Origin of the sequence: Chryseobacterium manosquense, assembly GCF_014623485.1 — a bacterium.
GTDB classification, from domain to species: Bacteria; Bacteroidota; Bacteroidia; order Flavobacteriales; family Weeksellaceae; genus Kaistella; species Kaistella haifensis.
The window spans coordinates 665,709-688,431 of the sequence record NZ_CP060203.1 but is presented as its reverse complement, the minus strand read 5'-3'; the positions used below and the strand labels follow the sequence as shown (position 1 = coordinate 688,431).

The following is a 22,723-nucleotide window of genomic DNA, read 5'->3' as shown; positions in this document are numbered from 1 at the left end:
TCATGAAAAAGAAAAGAGAATTTCAGTCTTCGGAATTGGTGAAATCATTTGCGAAAATCTATGGTTTCGAAGAGAAACTTTTGGCTTTCGAAGTGAAAGATTTCCTGCAAGAATACCTTAGTGAGGCTCTTTTTCGTGAAATAGAATCGGTGAATCTTCATAAGAAAACCTTAGAAATCAAAATAAAATCACCGCTGTTGAAAAACGATTTCCGAATGCGAAAAACTTTCTTTCTGACGAAGTTCCAGGAAAAATTTGGCGAAGAAAATTTTAATGATCTTCAGATTTTGTAGACACCGTATTTTCCACCATTTCTTTCGCGCGAATATCCAAAACGGCGGAGCGAATCGGGAAGAAGAATCTCAGCGGGTTTTTCATAAAATATCGGAAAATTTCTTTGTAAATTTCTTTTAATTCACCCAAATTCACTTTTCTAGAACGGAATGCCAATATCATCGACAACCCAAAGCTCACCAAAAAGTTGAAAAATCCGATGAGAAAAACGGTGAAAATTGAAATCCAAAACGTGTAAGCGTCAACCGAAAATCCTTTGCCATAAAAACCTAGAGCGACATTTCCTGCAGCGAAAGTAATGTGACGAATATCCAGATCTAAACCAAGGAAAATCCCAATAGGTCCCGTCATTCCCAGGAAAACGCCAAACCAGAAATTAGAGATGATTCCCGCCCAATTTCGTGCATAAAAATCTGAAAGGTTTTTGGACACTCTTTCACCAAGAAAATAATTGAGAAAAGGATTTTTGGCAATTCTTTTTGGAATATGATAAAAGACTGAGCTGTTGCCCACGTTTCCAGAGATAATCCCTGAAATAAAAAGAAAAAATCCTGCGATACAAGCATGGAAAATAGCCTTCGACTGAAAAGGATCGTGATCTTGCAAAATTTTCGTGGCTTTTTCCGCAGCAAAATTCTGCTGAAAAAGTACATCCAAACCATAAATAATCGCTAATGAAACAGGAAAAGCCCACACCACATTTCCAATAAAAGCAATAAACTGCGACCGGAACAATTTGGAAACCAGATGCGCGAAATCTCGGTAATTTCTTTTGGTGTTTTCACCTTCAGAAAGTACTTTCGCCATGGTAGCCGCCGTCATCGCTGGCTGTTTGGTTGCCAGAGTAAAACCCATCAAATAAATCATGATGAAACCCATCGCATAATTGGTTGCATATAAAATCGCATGGGAAAAATCGCTTCCGGGAAGCGAGCCGTAAAACAATTTCAGCACCACCAAACAACCAACTATGATCCCTCCACCACTAGATTTTAGGAACATTTTTACATAATCTTTTTTGGTCGAGGTAATGTAATGTGCACCAGTTTCTGCGGTATGATTTGTGATTAAATGCGATATTAAGGTGGTACTATCGTCCACCAAATCACGAATATTGTTTTTGTGAGATTTGTATTGTAATATATTAAAAAACAACTGTTTAGACTTAATCAACGCATCTTTCTCATCATCCATCACCATCACATTCAGAATATCCGCCATTCTTTCAAGTTGTTGCCTAATTTTGAGCAATGACTGATTAATTTTGCTGGAAATTCCATACTTAGCCGAGTTTTTGAACGCTAAAGTGACAAAGTCGAAACACTGCTGAAGATAGACTTTTATTTGTTTATAATGAACATCTTTGGAAGTAAGAAAAAAATCAGGATTTTGCTTGTAGTTACTATTCAAAATATCCAATTCATCCTGTAAAGCCAGAAAAGGATTATCGAACTTTCGGTATTGCGGAGCCATATTTACGACTTCTACATCCATCGCATTTCCGATGACGCGCCACGCCAAAATATTCATCGAGAATAAAAGTTCGTGCTTGACTTTTGGATAGGTAATAAAACGATCAATTCCTGTGAGCGTAAAAAACTCGTCCAACTGATTTTCCTTAAGATTTCTCAAATATTCCAAATCCTTGGTTGGCCGTACCGAAGTGAAATCGACCAGAAACCACACCGTATTTTCGTTTTCTACGGCGGGCAAAATCTGATTAAGTATTCTCTTTTTAAATTCCGGAAAAAAAGCGTTTTCTGATAAAATATTGGCTTCAGTAAGTGAAAGGTTGAAAGGTTTCCCCTCGAAAATTTGATGAAAGTAATACCCCAAATTTTCCGCAATTTCTGGAGAATTTCTTAGAAAATCCAGAATTTCCTCAAAATCTGATTTTCGCAAACTGAGCATCAACTCAGAAAGCGGCTCCAAGGATTTCGTTTCATTTCGGAAACTGAAATACTTGACTAGTGTTTCATTAAAACTTATCTTATTTTGTCGGTAAAATGGCATATTCCGTACAAAGATAAATTATTTCAAACTTACATGATTCATTTGGCGCATAATCCATCGATGCTTTTTATTAAGATATGCTGATGGATTTTTCGGGTCGTATTTTTTCGGATTCGGAAGAATTGTGGCAATCCATGCGGCTTCGCTCTTGGTTAAATTAGCTGAACTTTTATTAAAATAATACTGCGAAGCAGCTTCCACACCGAACACACCTTGCCCCATTTCAATGGAATTTAAGTAACGCTCGAGTATCACATCTTTGCCCCAAACAAGCTCAATAATGAAGGTGTAAACTGCTTCCAGTCCTTTGCGAAACCAGCTCCTACCCTGCCAAAGAAAAATATTTTTCGCGGTTTGCTGCGAAATGGTACTTCCACCACGCAGTTTTTTGCCCTGTTCATTATGTTTCATCGCCTTTTCAATCGCTTTATAATCGAAACCATTGTGGCTGAAAAAACTTTGATCTTCCGAAGCTAACACTGCTTTTTTCACATTATTTCCCATTTCATTATAGGAAATATAATCGCGTTTCAGCTTGCCATATTCCAATAAGCCACCGATTTGAGTAATGGTAAAAGGCGGATTGAAAAATTTTCCCCAAACAATAAAAAGAATATTTGCGAGGATAATAATGTAAATCAGTTTTTTAATTTTCGTCCACATAATTAATTCGTTCTACAAGTCTTTGTTTCTGCTGCAAAAATAGAAATATAATTTACTTTAATTCTTTCATAAAAGTTAAATTATATGCTGGAAACAACTCCGGATGAAAAATTTTAATATAATCTTTCAGCACCCAATCGGCGCGAACCGATCCACTTTCGAAATAATCGTTGGCTTTGCCATTTTCTTTTCCGGCGATGGTGTACAATTTTCCTTCATTGTAAACCTTCATTTTCGCATAATTGGGATTAATCTGCAAAAGCTCTTTTTTGGTTTGATGATTTCCGATATTGATCCAATATTCCGCCTTTTCAGATTTCGCAAAAACCTCTTCAAAACTCATCGGAACGGCTTTAGAATCGGTATTTTCTGAGTAAATATATTGTGCATTAGCATCCTTGATGAATTGTGCTAAGTTGGTTTTACCGCCCGGAAGAAACCACTGATTCCCATACATTTCATTGGCTAAAACCAATGGTTTTTTCGTGGAATTTTCAGCAGTTTTTTTTAATGTTTGGTAATTGTTTTGAATTTCATTAAACCTTTCATAAGCCAATTTCTCTTTATTAAAAAGTTTTCCGAAAACCAAAAGATATTTTGATTTTTCTAAAGGGTTTTGTTCCAAATATTCATCAAGAAAAATAATTTCAATCCCATTTTTCCTGATTAAATCATAAGTATTGTCAAAACTTGAAATATAATTGGTGAAAATCGCATCGGGTTTCAGCGCGATAATTTTCTCGAGATCGTATTTCTGCTCATTACCCATATTCTGGATTTTTCCGCTCTCCACTAAATTTCGGACTTTGTTGGAATATACATATTCCGGACTGGAAATTCCGATAATCGATTGTTCCAAACCCAATTCGGTGAAATATCCCACCAAACTTGCATTTAACAGAATTACCTTTTTGAATGGAAGCTTCGATTGAGCAAATTGATAATTAAATTTACCAGATTTCAGCTGATAAATTGTGCCGTCGTCTTTAAAACGCACATTTTCGGAAATTGATTGCCAATTTTCCGGAGTGGTAACTTCCTGTTTTTTACAGGAAAATAAAACAAAAATTGATAAAATGTAAAAAAAAGTGGTTTTCATTTCCCAAAGAAAACAAAAAAGTGTTATATTTGCAAACCTAAAAACGGCCTCGTGGCGCAACTGAATAGCGCATCTGATTACGGCTCAGAAGGTTACAGGTTTGAATCCTGTCGAGGTCACAAAACCGACATTTGAAGATTTTCCACTTCTTTGTCGGTTTTTTTTATTTCTCTCGTAGATCGTCAGAAAAGTGTGGAAAAATGCAGACGAGAACAAGTGGATTGTTTAATATTTTATTATTTTTTTTAATTTGATACTCTAAACACAAAAAATACGCACTTGCCTGAATCCCTGATTAAAAATATCATAAGTCAAAACTTATTTCTGCCTCCATTAATTCATTAAATAACGAACCATCAAAATTTTTTTGGATGTCGTTGTCCTCATCGATGAAGATAAAAAAGACAAATGATTTGGCAATATTAACATTGGTGATTCGCTTAAAGCTCATTTTTTTATGACCAACCTGTGATGTATGTGGCAAAGAATTTGTCTAAGTTTTTTCGTGCTAATACGCATCTCTATTAAATCTATAAAAGAGATTGACTGCAATAACCCATTTTTCTAACTTTATTCGATTCTTCCTTTCGCAAAGGCAGAATATTTATCTTTGTACAAAACCAACCGACTATGGCAAAACATACATCAGGCTATATAAAAAGGCAAAAAATTGCCAACTCAGGTACGCACCAACTTTTTTATGAATTATTTGAACCAATAAATGAACCTCCAAAGGCTACTGTTCTTATACTACACGGGATGCAGGAGCATAGCGGTCGTTATAAAAATTTTGCAGAATATCTGGCGAACAACGGTTTTGCAGTTCTATTATATGACCATCTCGGACACGGAAAAACGGCGAAAAATCGGGAAGAACTTGGCTATTTTCAAAAAGAAAATCCCAAGCAGCAACTGATAGACGATGCCGCAACGATGGCAGCATTTTTAGAAAACAACTACCCTAAAATTTCTCACTTTTTACTAGGTCATTCTATGGGGTCTTTCATTGCAAGATGCTTACTTCAGAATCAGGAAGCTGATTTTAAGGGCGCGGTCATCGTGGGAACGGGAGGAAAAATCAACGGAATCGGTTTGGCTAAATTTTTCCTGTCCATTAACAATATTATTGCCCCAAAACACAGGAGCAAATTCATCAACCAAACTTTTACAAAAATTAATAATCAACATTTTAAAGGCGAGAAAGATGGCGACCTTACCAGTTGGCTGAGCCTCAGCAAATCCAACCGTGAATCATTTTGCCGGGACAGCCTATGCGGAGTACCTTTTACCAATAATGGTTTTTACGCATTAGTTTCTCTAAACCAACAGGCAACGGAAAGAAAATGGGCAGAAAAAATACCAAAAGAATTTCCCTTTCTTTTTGTAAGCGGAGCTGATGATCCGATAGGAAACTTCGGAAAAGGTGTTGAAAAAACGGTAACACAAATGCAAAAAGATGGATTTACAGATGTTAATGCAAAAATTTATCCTGCTATGCGGCACGAAATACTTAATGAAGATATTAAAGAATCTGTCTATGAAAGTATAAAAGATTGGCTCTATGAAAAAATATCATAACCAAAAAAGTATTTTAATTAAAAATAATTGATTAATAATTAAAATACTTAGTTTATAATGGAAATTTAGCATTTATTAAGCTTTCAAAAAATCCTTGCTTTGCCATTCCGGATCAGGATATTTGTAAAAACCTTCGCCGGATTGCTGACCAAGTTTTCCTTTGTCGATAAGTTCGGTTTTTAGCTTTTCTGCTATTTTCTGTGTTAATTCTCCCGGGATTTCTTTTAAGATGTTGTAATTGGTGTTCATCCCATTCAAATCTAAAATGGCCATCGGTCCAAAAGGAGCACCTGTTGCTATTCTCCAGGTTTTATCGATTGTTGCAGGATCGGCAACGTCATTCGCCCACAGCGCAAGACCAGCCACCAAAAGCGGAATCAACAAAGAATCCAGAACGTAGCCCGATTTTTCCTTCTTCAGTTCCACGGGAAGCATAGCAATGGATTTTGCAAACTCTACAATCTCGTTATAAACCGTTGGGTCGGTTTGATCAGAACCCATTATTTCTGCCGTATTACGAACCATTATATGATTGGCAAAATGTAAATGGATGAATTTTTCCGGACGATCGGTAAATGTGCTTAATCTGCTCGGCAAAAGTGTGGACGAGTTGCTCGCGAAAATGGTTTTTTCCGGCGCGTGCTCAGAAGCTTTTTCCCAGAAATCTTTTTTGATATCGATGCTTTCCGGTACGGCTTCTATCAATAAATCAGCATCCTGTAAAGAAGCTTTCAAATCTGTCGAATAAGTGAGATTATTTTTGGTATTTTCGATTTTTCCTTCATCAGCTTTCAGGTATTTTTTATATTCTTCAGCCAAGACATCAAAACGGTTTTTGGCTTTACTTAAAGCTTCATCATTAACATCATAAACCATGACTTTATAGCCGAAATAAGCGCACTGCACCGCAATCTGAAAACCGAGAATGCCACTTCCAGCCACCACAACATTTTTGATATCGATTTTAGATAAATCGGCTTCCGGCACTTTCAAAAAATCTGGACTTTGCCACGAAGGATTTGGATATTTGTAAAAGCCTTCGCCAGTAGAAATTCCCAGTTTATTTTGGTCGATGAAAGTTGATTTAAGTTTATCCAGAACAATCTTATCATCTGTTTTGCCCTTCTCTACTTGCAGTTTGTAAATGTTGTATGGTGTCGTCAATCCGATAATATCATACAAAGCCATTGGTCCGTAAGGCGAACCTGTTCCCAGCATCCAGGTTTTGTCTATGGTTTCTGGCGTAGCATAATCGCCAATCCAAAGCTGCATTCCGGCATTCAGAAATGGATTTAATAAAGAATTGAGCACATAACCTGGAACTTCTTTTTTTACCAAAATAGGCACCATCCCTATCGCCTTTGAAAAATCGACTATTTCCTCGGTTATTTTTTCGTCGGTTCCTGGATGTGGCATAATTTCCGCCGTATTTCGCAACCATATTTGATTGGCAAAATGCAGGTTAAGGTATTGAGCCGGTCTTCCTGTCACCTCAGCAAACTGACTTGGCAACAAGGTGGATGAATTACTTACAAAAATGGTTTTCTCCGGTGCAATTGCGGAGAGTTGCTTATAAAATTCCGTTTTTATTTTAATATCTTCTGGCACTGCTTCTATCAAAAGATCGGCATCTTTCACGGCAAATGCCAAATCGGATGAATAGTGCAGTCTTTCCCTGGCTTTTGTAATTTGTTCTTCGGTGGCGCCAAGATCCTTTTTATGACTTTCGGCCAAGCCCTCGAACTTTGCTTTCGCCTTTTCCAACACCTCATCACTGATATCGTAAACAGTGGTTTCAAATCCGTGAATTGCAGTTTGAAAAGCAATTTGGAATCCTAAAACACCACTTCCAGCTACCGTTACATTTTTTATTTTGCTCATAATTTTGGTTGATTTTTGGTAATAAAATTTACTGAACTAGGACTCAGCAATCTTCATTTTCAATTAAAATTGATAAAACTCCGGACTGAATGCTTCCTCCAAATTCTTTGGTTCTTTACGTTTTTTGTGGTTTAGCTCGTGTCTTGAGGTTGAAGATGTTACATACGCTGACTGCCGTGAACGCTGTAAATTTCCAATCGGTGAATTCTCTTCGATGGTTCTGAACGGTGTAAACGACAGATTTTCCATAATTTCAAAATTACCATCCTCAGGAACCGTTTGTTTTGGTATTGTGATTTTTGCCACCGTACGGAATGGTGATAATTCCTGCGACCATTCTTTTGTAAGGTCATTCACAGGCATTTCTTTCAGGTTTTTGCAAAGTTGTATTTGCAACTCAAACGTAAGGTTTTTTTGAGCTATTTCTTTGATAATTCCTTTTCTGTACGGCCATTCTGCGCTGTCTAGATCAATATCTTTTTGCGTGATGGCGTTCTTGGTCTGCTCAGTTGGGATCACTCTTACTTTGGCGATATAATCACCGTGGCGTACCGCTCCCATACTGTAAAATTCATAAAGAAAACTGTTGATGGAAGGGATTTTTTCAAAAGTTTTAAGAGCGCCCAATTCCTTCAAAGCCTCAAAATTTGGAAATGCTTTTTTATTTTCGGTGACCCAAAGTGTGGCAAATTCCAATTTTCCCAAGGCCCCCTTTTCAAAGAAATCATTTAGCTTTAAAAACAGCTTTGAAATGAAAACATAATGTTCTGCAGAGTTGCAGAAAAACACCGGATTATTAATCAGGTTGAAATCAACATTCGTAGAATCTTCCTCTCCGGGAGATAATTTTTTGCCATCTATCCCAAAAATCTTTAAAGCAAATCCTTGTGCATTACCGCTTAGTTTATCGGGCAAAACTCTGGACGAACCATTGGAAAAGCGAACTGCTGCCTGGTGTTTTCCGGGTTTCGCATAAATGCCCTGCGCCAGTTCTTCGGGCAGATTATCCAAAATTTCAACCTCTGCTTTCAGCACTGCATAGCCATTGGCGTGCGCATCTCTTGTATGATGGGTCGCCCTGCTTAGGTTTGGCGTATTTTTGATGTATTCGCGGATATCGTTATTAATGGTGGTAATATACTCATCGAAATTTTCTGGAATTTCTTCCACTTCGTAACTGTACTTGATGTATTCTTCCATAGTGCTTTTTTTATTTTAATTCGCTAATCCATTTTAAAGCAGAAATGCTTGGGATAAAACAATATTCGCCGCCTTTCACGATGTTGTAGGTCTGCAAACCACGGTATCTTTTGATGAGGGGTTCTCCAGGTACAGAAAATAGTGCGTCTTCGTCCTGTACACCGATCATAGGATCTTTTTCTGTTCCCAGATTTTGGGCGTTACCATCGTTTGCCCATTGTTTTTGAAGAAATTCCAGTGTTCCCATTGCATCGGCACTAATGCCAATAAAATACTGTCCACGTTCCTTACCGTCATTTTTGGTTACCTCCGGCGGAACAATGTCGCCAAAAGTTACACTTTTTCTGATAATCCTGTGCAAACGTTCATCCTCCAAAACAAAAGATTTGGAATCTCTTGGGTTCATCCTGCGGATATGCGAACTGAACGGACACTTTTTACCGTACTCATCATTCTTGAAAGAAAAATCATTGTTTTTTTGCATATCATCTCCTAGCGATTTATCATCCTTTTCGGGAGCTAAAACCAAAGGTGCACCACTTCGCCAGCGACCTACCATTTTAGCAGCCAAGAGCTCTCCCTCTTCCGGCGAAGAAGAATTTTCTTTAACGAATTGATTAAATTCTGCCACTTGGCTCTGGTACTTTCTGAAAACCATAAAAGAACCGTTCTTTCCTAAAACTTCAGGTTGTGGAAATGGCTTTATGAAGCCTGCTTCTCCAGGATAGCCCATTATAAATTCGCCTGCTTTAAGTGGACGATCAAATCCGGGCGGCATATCTATCCCACTGCCTTCAATCTCCGGATTGCTGATGCCATCCCTGAATCCGAATACATTTTTTACCTCTTCAGATACGGCGAAATCGTGGCTCATTATTACTTCTACGCCGCTGTTATTCGTCAATTTAGAACGAAATTCCTCCAGCTTGCTTTTCCACGCCTCTTCATTGTTGGCGATAATTGCCGCTGCGATGTGAATATGTGATCTTCTAAAAACCTTTTCCCAGTTTTTAGGGTCATTGACTCCAATGTCATACAGAAACCGGGAACGTTCTGCCATTCCTTCCTTGAAGGATTCGGGAAAAGTATCGAGTGACTCTTGAGGGACACCGATTTTTTCCAGACCTTTATAAGTGAATGTCAAAGTAACCGATGCGCCTTCATTCTTATGCCAGTCTTCCGCAGAACTCACAATCGGCAAGAGTTTTTGGAGCATTTGTCTGGCTGCCACAGCATCTTTGATTTCAATAATACCCACTGTTCCGAAATATGGTATAGGTCGGCTTCTGAGAATTAAGGCCTGTATTTCATTCAGCTCAATTTCTACTTTATTGGGATTAAAAATCCGCTTTAAAAATTCCAGTGCCATAGATTAGATTTTATTTGCTTCGTCAATTGCCTTATTCAGTCCTTTAATGATTTTATCATTTCTCCTTATATCATTCACCGTAAGATGCGGAACACCTACATACCAACCTGTCGCGGTAATCTGATGGTCTAGAATGAACTGTTTTACACTTGGGTTTTTTATGCCTGGCCATCCTTCTATATTCCCGAAAATGATGTCCATCAGCTGTGGAATTTTTGTAGCGAAATCATCAATATAAGCATCCCAATCACCATCGTAAGCCGTGCAGAAAAGAATCTTGGTATCGTTATCAAACAAAACTATACGAAGATCATGCAGCGTTCCTACTTTGGTTGCACCTTTCAGATCTCCGCCTGCAATTTCCATTATGGTTCTGAGATTTTCTGCACCTCCGGGTTTTAGGTCTGCCATCGCAGTTAACTCAGATACACGACCGGATCTTAACCCTTTTTTTCCGGCAGATGTAGTGGAATGGTCATAACCATCATCGATACCTTCACTGAAATTCGCCTTTGCTAACTCGGCAGCCAATTTTACTTTGTCTATGAAACTCATAATTAAGATTTTGATTAATGATTTATATTGTTTTGTAAATCAACAATAATTTTGAGGAGAATAGTACAAATGTTATGCCATAGCAATCTATCGTAATGTACCGAAATTCGTATTTTATCTACTGAAACTATGAATTTTTAAGCTTTATTAAAATACTTCAATTGACAGTCTTTCAAAGACAAAAAATTCCTCTCCATATTTTTCATTCTTAAAATAATAATCATGATAACAAAAATTGTCAATTATATATTTGAATTAACGAAATTAAAAAACTAGGAAATTACTTTTGTGCTAATCTGGTTTATATTTGATAAATTGTATAAATTTAAATTGATTATCCGTTTTTAATCATAATCCTGTAATGTTAGCAATAATAAGCCTTTCAAAGAGTCTATCTCCAAAATATCTTCGATTTAGCTTGTAGATGAATTCGTTGAGATAGAGTTGAAGATACTTTCTTTTTATTTTGTGGTAATTGCCCAACAAATTTCTTTTGGCGTTGCTAATGGCAATATGAACCCATTTTAAAGTTTCTTCGGTAGTTTCTTTTGAACTTTTTTCCATAATATGAAGCTCTACAAAATCTGAAATATCCACATAAGAAGTGTTTTTATCTGTAAAAACAATACTCTGATTATCTATAGATTCTTTAATGGCTTCATTGATTTCTTCTCCACTGTGTCCATCTAAAACCTTCGCTTTAAAGAAGCGAACATGTTTTTCTTTTTTTCCAGTATCAATATCTTCTAACGGTGTTGATTCTGCTATCATCGCTACATTTTGTTTCCCAACTGAACCTTTTCCACGAATTCCTTTTTTCTGCTCTATTTCGCTAGATTCTACTGTAAAATAGGCTTCGTCAAATTCTATCATTCCTTCCAAAGTGTATTTTGCATCTCGATTTCCCATGGCTTTTCTCAACTTATGAACCATTGCCCAAACTGGTTCATATCTCTTTAATCCCAATTGTTTTTGGATTTCTTTGGCTGAAAATCCTTTCTTGGTAACACTCATCAAAAACATGGTTTTGTACCAAATGAGAAAAGACAAATTCGAATTTTCCATGATGGTTCCGCTTTTCAAAGAAGTTCGACTTCTGCATTTTTTGCATTCATAACTTAATCTGCTCTTTATCCAAAAATGTTCTGTGCTTCCACATTTGCACGTGAGTCCTATTTTATCTCTCTCAGATTTAAAATGATTTATACAATCATCTTCTGTCCCAAAATGTGCTGAAAAACTGAATAAATTCATATCTAATTGTTTGATTACTACAAATATACAAAAATTATGATAAATTACGGATATTCATATAATGTTTTTATTTATTTTAATATTCAAAAAAAAACTATTCATATTTAATTCTATCCAAAGCAAAAAAAACCTGCTCGAAGCAGGTTTTTTCTATTTTTCAAGAAGTAAAAGTGCCTATTTTTTTCCTTACACCTTTATATTTCTGTTCCTCATTTTGGGTGATTTTGGTCAAAAAATTGCGACTCTAGTTTCATGCCTATGAAACATGGATTTCATGCTGATAATACTCGAGTTTCTTCCTGATGAAACTTTTGTATCATGCCTACGTTTTTGGAGGATAATAGGTATAAACAATAGTGAAAAAACCACTCCACTTTCTTTTGTTTTGAATTATCTGTCGTGTTTTGGCCAAATGAGATTTTCTGTTTTGTAACCTAGTTTTTTTGCTAAAGAAAGGTATTTCTCTCTGATTTCATCAGGAATCGTTTGCTCACGTGAAAGAATCCAAAGGTACTTCAGATTATCGCCCGCAACCAGCGCGTATTGGTAATCTCCATCAATCGATAGAATATTATACGCTCCCCAAAACGGCTTAAAAAAAGAAACTTTCAAACGGCCAACAGATGGATTCTCCAAGAACCGAGCTTCACCAACGGCTTCTTTCCATTCATTTTCGGCGGTTTTATATCCACGATTAACCACTTTGATGCTGCCATCTGGATTCAAGGAATATTGGGCGGTTGTATTATCCAAACCTCGCTCAAAACGAAAATCGAAACGTGCGATTTCGTACCATTTTCCGAGGTATTTAGTCGCTCCTTAAAATGTGTTTAACATATTGAATATTAGTGTTTTAATCAATATTTCACTTGTGTTTTCTTGCAGGCTTTTGTATCTTAGAGCCTTAAAACCTTGCAAATATGTTGGGAAAAAATCCAGAGAAACTGCCAGAATTATTCCGTCCTATGTTGATAGATTTTATTGATAATACGCACGAACTTGTTTTGCTTGCAGAAAAAGTTGATTGGAATTATTTTGAAAAAGAATTCGCCTCCCTATATTCCAAGAAAGGAAACGCAAGCCATCCGATCCGGTTTATGGTGGGCTGTCTGCTTCTGAAACACCTTTACAATTTGGGCGATGAGACTTTAGAAAAAGCCTGGATTATGAATCCTTACATGCAATATTTTTGTGGCAGGGTTTTCTTTGAACACGAGTTTCCGTGTGACCCGAGCAATTTGGTTCATTTCCGAAAAAGAATTGGCGAGAAGGGAATTGAGAAAATCTTCGCCTACAGCGTAAGGATGCACGATGTAAAGACGAAGACCTCGAACTTTGTTTTATCAGACACTACTGTTCAGGAGAATAATACCACTTTTCCCACCGATGCAAAATTGTGCAAGAAAGTAATTGATTATTGCAACAAAATAGCCGAAAAAGAAGGCATAAAACAAAGACAACGCTACACGAAAGTCAGTAAACAATTGGTTCGTGACACCTATAATGGCAAACATCCTAAGCGAGCCAAAGGAGCAAGAAAATCTGCAAGACGATTAAAGACTATTGCCCTGAGGATGGTACGCGAACTGGAGCGCAACTTTACTCCTGAACAAAAAGAATTCTACAAAGATTTACTCGCTCTTTACTCCAAAGCCGTCACTCAGGAAAGAAAAGGTACCGATAAAATTTACAGCCTGCACAAACCTTTTACCCAATGCATCGCCAAAGGAAAAGCGCATAAACAATACGAATTCGGGAATAAAGTGGGCTTGATCACCACCGCTAATAAAGGAAAAAAAATCATTCTCGCAATTAAAGCATTTTTACAAACCCCTTATGATGGTCACACCATTGAACCACTTTTGGAACAAATGGAAACAGGTGGCCAACCCCTTCCCAAAGAACTGGTTTACGACCGTGGCGGAAAAGGGAAATCGGAAATAAAAGGAGTGAAAATCTCCATTCCAGGTCCACCGAGAAAAAAAGACACCCTCTACCAGAAACAAACAAAGCGCAAAAAATTCAGAACCAGAGCTGCCATAGAGCCTATCATCGGACATTTAAAAACTGATTTCAGGCTGGCTAAAAATTACTTTATGGGAGAAACGGGGCCTCAAATCAATGCCTTCCTAGCAGCAACTGCCTGGAATATGAAGAAAATGATGGAGATTCTTAAAGCCAATCTTCGTTGGCTATATTTTTCTTTGCAGAATTTCCTCTTTGCTGCATATTTTTTCACAATAAAAAGAAAATATTTATATTGTTAAGGAACGACTATTTATCGGCAACGAAATTTTTTATAGGAACTGCTCCATCCGGCATCCCTGTTTTACAAGAATAGAGCAGGAAAATTCCTGCAAAAACTGCTAGTGGAAGAATAATAATCTTAGAAATCTTCATAAATTTAATTTTGATGATTGCATTATAGCAAAAACTATGCTTTTAACTTGTTTGTTCAACATAAAATATTCTTTATCTACTTGTTTTAAGGAAATAAGATCGAAGGTTCTATAAAATCAGTGCGCTTCTTACTTAAGATTTATCTAAGCAACATTAAAAAGAACCGTAATTTTTAGACAAAAGTAGATGTCGCTAAATATTCTAAAAAAAAACCGCCTCAATGTTGAGACGGATGCTACTATTTTTCAAGAAGTAAGGAAACCCATTCTTCCCGCTGAAGTTTTCTTTTTAAAGTCAATTTTTGTTCGGTGCAAACTTCCAAAATATCATCCACATCGAAGAAACACAACCCGGAAAGTAAGAGTTGTCCCCCATCGTTCAACACGGAAACGTAGGTCGGAATGTCGGAAATTAGAATATTCCTGTTGATATTGGCCAGAATAATATCGAAATTTTCGTTGCCTAAGTTATCGGCAGTTCCTTGAGAAATCTCCAATTCTACATTATTTCGTACGGCATTTTCTTTTGAATTTTCTACCGACCATTCATCAATATCAATGGCAACGGTTTTTCCCGCGCCTTTCTGCTTTGCAAAAATCGCAAGAACCGAGGTTCCGCAACCCATATCGAGTACGGTTTTGTTCTCGAAATCCATATCAAGCATTTGTTGAATCATCAAATACGTTGTCGCGTGATGTCCCGTTCCGAAAGACATTTTCGGCTGGATAATGATTTCGTGCGGGAGATTCTGATTTTCATGAAACTCCGCGCGAATGGAAACCTGATTTTCTACATTGATCGGATCAAAATTCTTTTCCCACTCTTCGTTCCAGTTGATATTGGGCATTTCTTGGTAAGTATAGGAAATACTGATTTCCGGATTTTGAATGAGATGAATTTGCTTTAAGTCATTTTCGTTGAAAAGATCTTTTGGAATATATGCCAAAATTCCGTCGTGTTCCTCAGTGAAACTGTCGAAACCGATCTCGATAAGTTCGGCCATCAGGATTTCGTTCCAAGGTTGCAAAGGCGATATTTTGAAGTTGAATTCTAAGTAATTATTCATTTTAATTTTTTTGTAAAAAAGATTAATATAGCTAAAAACAGCTAATAAAGAGTAGTTTACAAAAACAGGAAAACCTATCGGTAACGATTTAGTAATGGTGCTTACTGCACTTGCTTTCACTTAATTACCTTGTAAATCATTACTGCAAATATAAAAATAAAAGGGTAAAGTGCATTGTGTCTTTGCCCTTTTTGTTTGTTATCAAACCAGAAAAACCTTTAAGAAAATTCCCCCACTGTGGTAAACCTGTGGTGTTGGTTTCAATATTATTTCCAAATTTTGGCATACCAAGAACTAGATGAGTTCTGAATAAAATTCTGCAAACTTTAAAAACATCTATGCTATGGAAATTATATTGAGTAAAATATTATCAGAAATTCGGCATAAGGAGGACAAAATTTCTTCTCAAATGATACGGTCATCTGATGAAGCATATCAAATGACTTTGTTTCTAAATGAAATGTTGTGTGCTATTAAAACTGAAGTATTGCAAGTTGGATTTTTAAATGAAGATCAAGAGGTTGATTTCTTTAAGAATGTTAAACCGCAAATCCTTGGAAAACTTATTTATTACAATAAAGTATTTCGGATAGAAACTACCTGTCCCGTGAGTAATGGTAAAATACATCAAAGTTATTATGAAAATGTTTTAAAAAATCTCAAGTTAGAATATAAAGAAAGTATTTGCAATGAAGATTTCTACAGATATTACCGTGCTGGCAGAACCGACCGTGATCACACTTATTTCAGGCTAGGAAAGATTAACTATCACGATGGATTAAAGAGTGGCGTATTTGAAATTGACCTTAGCTTCTCCACATATTACGACAACAAAATAGCACATATTATTGCCAATGAACTACTTTATACTTACACTCTTACCAAAATAAATCCTGAAGAAAATCCCGATACAATACTACAAAATTTAGATGCAAACAAGGATATTTCGTGGACCAATTCTCAAAATGCACTTATCGAACTGATATACGCTCTGTATGCTTCAAATTCCATTGCATACGGAAAAATAGGCATCCGAAAATTAGCTTTGATTTTTCAAGTGCTATTCCGAACTCCCTTAAATGATATTCATCATTCTTTCCACCGAATGAAAACAAGAGCAGGTTCAAGAACTGCATTTTTAGACCAGCTTAAAATATCCCTCGAAGAATATATGGATAAAGACCTTTAGCTATATCAAAAATAACCGTTTGAAAGCAGTACCAAAACGTACTGCTTTTTTCTTTGCCCATATCTGCCAATTGGCAAATGCTCTCAAAACTTCATTACAAAATATCCAAAATCCCATAAAAACCTTGTTAAACAAGGGTTTTCCCTAATTGTAAAAATTTTAAAAAAACAGACAAACCAATTGGCAAGGCTTGGCTGACAAACACTGCCACCTTTCACAATTTTGCATAGTGAACTTTAAAAAGCTATGCAATGAAAATAATAACCATCGAAGAAGACGTGTGGATACAGCTAAATAGCCGTATCAATGCCATTGCCGACTATTTGAAAAGACAGGAAGATAAAAGCTATGATGACCTGTGGCTCAATAACCACGAGGTATGCCAATACCTGCATATCAGCGAAAAAACCTTATGGCGTATGAGAACCAAAGGCGAGATTAGTTATTCAAAAATCTACGGTCAATATTTCTACACCATGGGATCCATAAAAGATATGCTTAATGCCAACGCCATACAGAGTAGTGAGGAATTTGTACAGGAGCTTATGGCAAAAGGTAAAAGCTATATAGAAAAAGGCAGAAAGCTAAAGACAGATAAAAAATAGGTATGAACCCTTAAAAATATCATTATGAATATTGACAGAATGGAATTTTTGGCGTGGATGGAACGCTTAATGGGACGTCTTGATATGCTGGGCGATAATATAGATGATTTACAGAAGAAACGTAATAGCATAGATGGCGAGGAACTGCTCGATAACCAGGATTTACTTCAGATGCTGAAAATCAGCAACCGTTCCCTGCAACGGTATCGCTCCATCGGCAAACTGCCCTATTATACTATTAGTGGAAAGCTTTATTACAAATTGTCTGATGTTCATCAATTCATCAGAGATAGCTTTAACCCACCCACAATTAAGATGAACGTCAATAAGTGACAAACACTGCCTTTGAGTGCCAAGTAATGCAATTCAGTGAAGGCTTCCTTTACATTCGGCATTGAATTTTAAAATTTTCAGACTATGAGTGAAGAAACAACAAATAAGCAGGAAATGCCCGAACAGTTATCGGACATATTGCTGGTGCTGGATAAAGAAAAAATGAAAATCCAAGCCGTAAAGAGTATAGACGAAAACGGGAAAATGGAAACTGTTGATCCCACGAAGAAAAACCAAAACCAGTTTATGCGTGTGGACAAAAGTGGTGATTTCTTTTCGAACTTCTTCTCCAATTTTTTCAGCCAGCTAAAGAACCCTACCAATTTTTCATTCTTTAAAGTGCCTGCACCTGTCGCAGTTGAAAAAGTACAGGAAATGCAAAAGCAGGTTGATAAGCCCACTCCCGAAGGAGAAAAAGTGATGAAAGAACACGAAGTAAAAACAGAACCGCAACAGGATAAAAAACAAGAAAATCAAAATAATATGGCAACAACACAAACAACACCGGAAGCGAGCGAATACCGCTACAAGCCGGAGCAGATTGATTGGGACACAATGAACAATCTCGGATTAAGTAAGGAATATCTTGAAAAGAGAAACCTGCTTGAACCTTTATTGAAAGGTTATAAAACTAATGAACTCTTACCGATTGGCGTTAACCTCGGTGGTACTATTCTCCGCACGGATGCCCGCCTGTCTTTACAGCAAGCCGAAGACGGAAAAGTTGTAGTAGGAATACACGGCATCAAAAAAGAACCCAACCTGCATTTTGAATTTTTCGGACACAAGTTTACGGATGAGGACAAAAAAAACCTGCTCGAAACAGGCAATATGGGGCGTGTAGTTAACCTGACCAACACCAAAACGGGCGAACTGATGCCGTCGATTATCAGTATAGACAGGCTGACAAATGATGTAATTGCGTTGCGGACGGATTTCATAAAAATTCCCAATGAAATTAAAGGCGTGAAACTGAACGATGAGCAAAAGCAAACTTTAATGGAGGGTAAACCACTAAAGTTAGAGGGTATGATTTCCACCAAAGGAACGGAGTTTTCGGCAACGGTACAGTTCAATGCAGACAAGCGTTATGTTGAGTTCCTGTTTGACCGCAATAACTCCAACAGGCAGACCCAAAGCAATGGGCAAACTCAAAACAACGGACAAAGCAATCAGCAAAGCCAGCCGCAGGAAGCTCCAAAAACATTCAGGGGCAAAGAACTGACCGATGAGCAGCATAAGGATTTCAAAGCCGGGCAAACCGTTTACATTGACGGATTGAAAGATAAGAAAGGACAACCGTATCAGGGTTATATCACTTTCAACAAAGAAACCGGAAAAACTGATTTTGCCTTTCCAAGCCAAGTTAAGGCACAGGCAAAACCTATCGAAGCCCATAAAACACAAACTGCCGTCAATTCAGAGGGCAAAACCAACGAAGCGACCAAAAACATCAAAGAGCCTTTGAAGTCGGGGCAACAAAGACCGAAAAACAAACAACAGCAGGAACAACAGGAAAAGCCGAAAGCTCCTGCAAAATCCAAAGGCGTAAAAAGGTAATCAAGTATGAAAACAATCATTGCAGAAAAACCAATCGTAGCAAGGGAAATAGCCGGACTTGTGGGAGCATCCAATAAAAAGGACGGCTACCTGACAGGGAATGGCTATTTTGTTACGTGGGCATTCGGACATCTGATAGGATTGGGAATGCCCAAAGATTACGGGATTTCGGGATTTGACAAAACAGCATTGCCGATATTGCCCAACCCATTTTTGCTGACCGTCCGGAAAGTAAAAAAAGACAAAGGCTATACCGCCGATACAGGTGCATTAAAGCAACTGAAAGTTATCGAACAGCTCTTTAAGCAAAGTGATAGCATTATTGTTGCTACCGATGCAGGACGTGAGGGCGAATTGATATTTCGCTATATCTACGAATACCTTAAATGCAACAAGCCCTTTGAACGCCTTTGGATAAGCTCGCTTACCGAAAAAGCCATCAAACAGGGTTTTGATAACCTGAAAGACGGGGCAGCATTTGACGGATTATATCAGGCAGCACAAGGCAGAAGCCGTGCCGATTGGCTGGTAGGCATCAATGCTACCCAGGCGTTGAGCATTGCCGCAGGCAATGGCATCTATTCCCTCGGAAGAGTGCAAACACCCACACTGGCTTTGATATGCAAACGCTATTTGGAAAACAAAAATTTCTCGGTAAAGAAATATTGGCAGATACAGTTATTACATAACAAAGAGTTGATAGATTTTAAAAGCCTTTCCAAAACCAAATGGGAAGACCAAAAACTTGCCGATGATACGCTGAAAGCCATTCAGCGAAGTGAAACGGCAACGGTTACATCGGTAGAAACCAAAAGTGTTACAGAGCAACCACCTTTATTGTTTGACCTTACCGGATTGCAAAAGGAAGCCAACAAAAAATTGAACCTTTCAGCCGAAGAAACCCTCAATATTGCCCAAAGCCTTTACGAAAAGAAGTTTATCACTTACCCACGTACCGGAAGCAAATACATCCCTGAAGATATGTGGGCAGAAATTCCCAATCTTGTGAGGGCTTTACAGGACAGGGAAACCTGCAAGCAAGCCGTAACCAAAATGAAATGGGGTCGTTTCAATAAACGTATCGTGAACGATTTGCGTGTTACTGACCACCACGGACTATTGATTACAGACAAAATCCCGTCAGCACTAAACGCAAAGGAAAATGCCGTTTATGATATGATTGCCTTTCGGTTGCTCGAAGCCCTTTCACACGCCTGCATCAAAGAAATAACTGATATTGCTTTGCAGGTATTACATTACGATTTTACCGCTAAGGGTTGTAAGGTTAAAGAAGCGGGCTGGCGTTCCATCAAAGGCAGTTTCTCCGATGATGATACCGAACCTGTACAGGATTTGCCTGAACTGAAAAAAGGCGATGAACTCAAAATAAAAGAAGCCTCCGTTCTCGAAAAGAAAACCAAACCGCCTGTGCTTTATACCGAAGCAGGGCTTTTGTCGGCTATGGAAAGTGCCGGAAAGGAAATCGAAAATGAAGACGAACGGAAAGCCCTGCAAAATATCGGTATCGGTACTCCGGCTACAAGAGCCGCAATAATCGAAACCCTATTTGCCCGTAACTATATCCAACGAGAAAAGAAATCCTTAATCCCTACCGAAAAGGGATTGCAAGTGTATGAATTGGTTAAAGAACGGAAAATTGCGGACGTGGCAATGACTGCCGAATGGGAACTCGCATTGCAGAAAATCGAGAACAACGAAGCGGATGCAGGGGCATTTCAAAAGGAAATGGAAAATTATGCTTCATCTATTACCAATGAATTACTACAAACTTCCATTGCCCAAAACAACCTGCCTAAATTGGTTTGCCCGAAATGCAAAATCCAACAACTCATTATCCGTGATAAAATCGTGAAGTGTCCCGATGAGGTTTGTAATTGGGTACAGTTCCGCAATGTGTGTGGCGTACAAATCGGCATAGCCGATATTGAAAGTCTTGTCGGCAAAGGGAAAACTTCACTCATCAAAGGAATGAAAAGCAAGGCAGGTAAGAAATTCAATGCGTATATCGTATTGAAAGAGGATTGTACAACCTCTTTTGAGTTTGATAAAAATAAAAGCTACAAAAAGTAATGGAAAATAAACCTACCATTAGCCCAATGGAAATCAAGAACCTGATTTATACCATACGTGGCAAGCAAGTGATGTTGGATAGCGACCTCGCTTCCTTATATCAGGTGGAAACAAAGAACCTTAACAAAGCCGTAAAAAGAAATATTGAAAGGTTTCCCGTTTCTTTCTGCTTTCAACTGACCGAAGAGGAAGTTGAAAACTTGAGGTTCCAAATTGGAACCTCAAGTTTGAGCTACGGCGGAAGACGTTATTTGCTTTATGTTTTTACCGAACAAGGGGTCGCAATGGCTTCTGCTATACTCCGTTCGGATATAGCGGTTAAAGTCAGTGTTGAAATTATGGAAGCCTTTGTAGAAATGCGTAGAATGCTTATCAGCAATGCCGCTTTGTTTCATCGTTTGGATAATATTGAATTAAAGCAATTAGAAGCCGACCAAAAATTTGAAGAGATTTTTAAGGCTTTGGAAAGCGACAAGCTCCACAGTGAAAAAGGTATTTTCTACAACGGGCAGGTTTTTGATGCCTATGCCTTTGTTTCCGATATTATTCGAAGTACCAAAAGCTCCATTATCCTGCTGGATAATTATGTGGATGATACCGTATTGACCTTATTGGGCAAGCGAAGCGACAATGTAACCGCAACAATTTATACCAAAAGCATCACTGAAAGACCTGGGCAAAAAATGGTTTGCCTTTTCGAGAATGGATATTGAGGTTGGCAGAATGCTCCAAAACTTACACAACCAATAAACAAACCCTCTGAATTATCAGAGGGTTTGTTGTCTAATCTATACTATAATTGTAATTGGGCTGTAATACTCTTATAATAAACTTTTAGTGCATCACGTTCATCATTACCAACGTAACTATTGTGAGCAACTAAACACCGTATCTTGTATAATTCATCAACCATTACATTCAACCAATGTTCATTCTGTTTAGGGAAATATTTTCCAAAAATTATCCAATTTCCAACTATTATTTTCCCTAACTCTATAAAGTCGCAATAAAACAAATCACTATTACCTCGTATGGGTAAATATTTACTCTCTTGTTCGCTTTTCTTCAATTTATCTATTGTGTCTTGTACTTTTCTGGGAATATTTACTGTTTCTGTTTTCATTATTTCTTCAATAAATATTCTTAAAGAATTTTCAATACAATATAAATACAAATAAACTTCCGACATTTCTCGCCCTTTCTGTTGTATATCTTGGGGTAAAAGGTTTAAATGACCAAAGTTTACATTTTGTTGTATTTCCTCTATACTATCCAATAAGGAATTTTCATCCGAAATTAGAGGATAGAATATCTGATTAATGTATTTTCTTCGTTCTGCATATCCACCTTTGGCTTGCATTTCTCTCCTAAATTCCTGAAGTGTAACACAGATTTTAAATTCTTTTGGTTGGTTAGTTTTGAACTTAGCAGACTTATTCAGTTCATTTTTTAAACTTTTATATTCTGCTTCATTTTCACTTGTTATAGTAACATCGGTGGATGCTCCTGTAAGTAATATTTTTAAACGTTTAATGTTTTCTGTATAATTCATTTAGATTAATATTTCTATTGG

The 22,723-nt window shown here is 37.4% G+C and carries 21 protein-coding genes, 1 tRNA gene and 1 pseudogene; 10 read left to right on the top strand and 13 right to left on the bottom strand.

The features are described 5' to 3' along the window. Positions 1-2: 2 nt before the first annotated feature. Positions 3-293: a hypothetical protein gene (locus H0S70_RS03220; RefSeq protein WP_188321675.1), complete on the top strand. Its 291-nt coding sequence runs from the start codon at positions 3-5 to the stop codon at positions 291-293. Here H0S70_RS03220 and H0S70_RS03215 read toward each other — a convergent pair. From H0S70_RS03215 to H0S70_RS03205, 3 genes are read right to left on the bottom strand one after another with little or no spacing between them, the layout of a single operon-like run. Then, complete coding sequence (locus tag H0S70_RS03215) at positions 271-2,307, bottom strand: recombinase (RefSeq protein ID WP_123247517.1); 2,037 nt, start codon at positions 2,305-2,307, stop codon at positions 271-273. The two genes, H0S70_RS03220 and H0S70_RS03215, sit on opposite strands and share 23 nt — an antisense overlap. 18 nt (positions 2,308-2,325) lie before the next feature. Further along, entirely contained in the window at positions 2,326-2,970 is a 645-nt protein-coding gene (gene mtgA, locus H0S70_RS03210) for a monofunctional biosynthetic peptidoglycan transglycosylase (protein ID WP_031501899.1), read from the bottom strand. 52 nt (positions 2,971-3,022) lie between these two features. Further along, on the bottom strand, positions 3,023-4,069 hold the full coding sequence (locus H0S70_RS03205) for an ABC transporter substrate-binding protein (protein ID WP_188321674.1): 1,047 nt from the start codon (positions 4,067-4,069) through the stop codon (positions 3,023-3,025). A gap of 45 nt (positions 4,070-4,114) precedes the next feature. Between H0S70_RS03205 and H0S70_RS03200 the strand changes: the two genes are divergently transcribed. Beyond that, a tRNA-Arg gene (locus tag H0S70_RS03200) sits at positions 4,115-4,188 on the top strand. A 185-nt stretch (positions 4,189-4,373) separates the two neighbouring features. On the opposite strand, the gene H0S70_RS03195 is transcribed toward H0S70_RS03200, so the two are convergent. Beyond that, positions 4,374-4,520 carry a hypothetical protein gene (locus H0S70_RS03195; RefSeq protein WP_188321673.1) on the bottom strand — a complete coding sequence of 49 codons (147 nt, stop codon included), beginning with the start codon at positions 4,518-4,520 and terminating at the stop codon, positions 4,374-4,376. 179 nt (positions 4,521-4,699) lie between these two features. On the opposite strand from H0S70_RS03195, the gene H0S70_RS03190 reads away from it, so the two are divergent. Beyond that, positions 4,700-5,647 (top strand): alpha/beta fold hydrolase, encoded by a 948-nt coding sequence (locus H0S70_RS03190; protein WP_188321672.1) that lies wholly within the window; start codon positions 4,700-4,702, stop codon positions 5,645-5,647. 75 nt (positions 5,648-5,722) lie between these two features. Here H0S70_RS03190 and H0S70_RS14560 read toward each other — a convergent pair whose 3' ends face one another. The 6 genes and pseudogenes from H0S70_RS14560 to H0S70_RS03160 all read right to left on the bottom strand — a co-directional run. Next, positions 5,723-7,528: a 3-hydroxyacyl-CoA dehydrogenase gene (locus tag H0S70_RS14560; RefSeq protein WP_188321671.1), complete on the bottom strand. Its 1,806-nt coding sequence runs from the start codon at positions 7,526-7,528 to the stop codon at positions 5,723-5,725. Positions 7,529-7,591: 63 nt separating this feature from the next. Continuing rightward, complete coding sequence (locus H0S70_RS03180; protein ID WP_188321670.1) at positions 7,592-8,728, bottom strand: catalase family protein; 1,137 nt, start codon at positions 8,726-8,728, stop codon at positions 7,592-7,594. 10 nt (positions 8,729-8,738) lie between these two features. Continuing rightward, complete coding sequence (locus tag H0S70_RS03175) at positions 8,739-10,097, bottom strand: Dyp-type peroxidase (RefSeq protein ID WP_188321669.1); 1,359 nt, start codon at positions 10,095-10,097, stop codon at positions 8,739-8,741. A gap of 3 nt (positions 10,098-10,100) precedes the next feature. Further along, on the bottom strand, positions 10,101-10,652 hold the full coding sequence (locus H0S70_RS03170) for a hypothetical protein (RefSeq protein WP_188321668.1): 552 nt from the start codon (positions 10,650-10,652) through the stop codon (positions 10,101-10,103). A 348-nt stretch (positions 10,653-11,000) separates the two neighbouring features. Next, complete coding sequence (locus tag H0S70_RS03165) at positions 11,001-11,906, bottom strand: IS1595 family transposase (RefSeq protein ID WP_188321667.1); 906 nt, start codon at positions 11,904-11,906, stop codon at positions 11,001-11,003. 390 nt (positions 11,907-12,296) lie between these two features. After that, a pseudogene (locus H0S70_RS03160) lies at positions 12,297-12,707 on the bottom strand (lipocalin family protein); the annotation flags it as partial. A gap of 119 nt (positions 12,708-12,826) precedes the next feature. Here H0S70_RS03160 and H0S70_RS03155 point away from each other — a divergent pair. Continuing rightward, entirely contained in the window at positions 12,827-14,173 is a 1,347-nt protein-coding gene (locus H0S70_RS03155) for an IS5 family transposase (protein ID WP_088263474.1), read from the top strand. 7 nt (positions 14,174-14,180) lie between these two features. Here the strand turns inward: H0S70_RS03155 and H0S70_RS14420 are convergent, their stop codons facing one another. Both H0S70_RS14420 and prmA read right to left on the bottom strand, forming a co-directional pair. Continuing rightward, positions 14,181-14,306 (bottom strand): hypothetical protein, encoded by a 126-nt coding sequence (locus tag H0S70_RS14420; protein WP_262891128.1) that lies wholly within the window; start codon positions 14,304-14,306, stop codon positions 14,181-14,183. Between the two features lie 238 nt (positions 14,307-14,544). After that, positions 14,545-15,372: a 50S ribosomal protein L11 methyltransferase gene (gene prmA, locus H0S70_RS03150; protein WP_123247896.1), complete on the bottom strand. Its 828-nt coding sequence runs from the start codon at positions 15,370-15,372 to the stop codon at positions 14,545-14,547. A 343-nt stretch (positions 15,373-15,715) separates the two neighbouring features. Here prmA and H0S70_RS03145 point away from each other — a divergent pair, with 343 nt between their 5' ends. The 6 genes from H0S70_RS03145 (at position 15,716) to H0S70_RS03120 (ending at position 21,863) form a co-directional block, all read left to right on the top strand. After that, a complete protein-coding gene (locus tag H0S70_RS03145; RefSeq protein ID WP_188321666.1) occupies positions 15,716-16,561 on the top strand; it encodes an RteC domain-containing protein in 846 nt (281 codons plus the stop codon). 251 nt (positions 16,562-16,812) lie between these two features. Next, positions 16,813-17,166 (top strand): helix-turn-helix domain-containing protein, encoded by a 354-nt coding sequence (locus H0S70_RS03140; protein ID WP_034871389.1) that lies wholly within the window; start codon positions 16,813-16,815, stop codon positions 17,164-17,166. A gap of 24 nt (positions 17,167-17,190) precedes the next feature. Next, positions 17,191-17,499, top strand: coding sequence for a helix-turn-helix domain-containing protein (locus tag H0S70_RS03135; protein WP_034871390.1), 309 nt, complete (start codon positions 17,191-17,193; stop codon positions 17,497-17,499). An 84-nt stretch (positions 17,500-17,583) separates the two neighbouring features. After that, positions 17,584-19,059: a DUF3945 domain-containing protein gene (locus H0S70_RS03130; protein WP_188321665.1), complete on the top strand. Its 1,476-nt coding sequence runs from the start codon at positions 17,584-17,586 to the stop codon at positions 19,057-19,059. 6 nt (positions 19,060-19,065) lie between these two features. Then, entirely contained in the window at positions 19,066-21,150 is a 2,085-nt protein-coding gene (locus H0S70_RS03125) for a type IA DNA topoisomerase (RefSeq protein ID WP_188321664.1), read from the top strand. Then, the gene (locus tag H0S70_RS03120) at positions 21,150-21,863 is read left to right on the top strand and encodes an ORF6N domain-containing protein (protein ID WP_449506264.1); all 714 of its coding nucleotides are present in this window, start codon (positions 21,150-21,152) and stop codon (positions 21,861-21,863) included. Before H0S70_RS03125 ends, H0S70_RS03120 begins: the two co-directional genes overlap by 1 nt. A gap of 80 nt (positions 21,864-21,943) precedes the next feature. On the opposite strand, the gene H0S70_RS03115 is transcribed toward H0S70_RS03120, so the two are convergent. Beyond that, a complete protein-coding gene (locus tag H0S70_RS03115; RefSeq protein WP_188321663.1) occupies positions 21,944-22,702 on the bottom strand; it encodes a Swt1 family HEPN domain-containing protein in 759 nt (252 codons plus the stop codon). Positions 22,703-22,723: the final 21 nt, after the last annotated feature.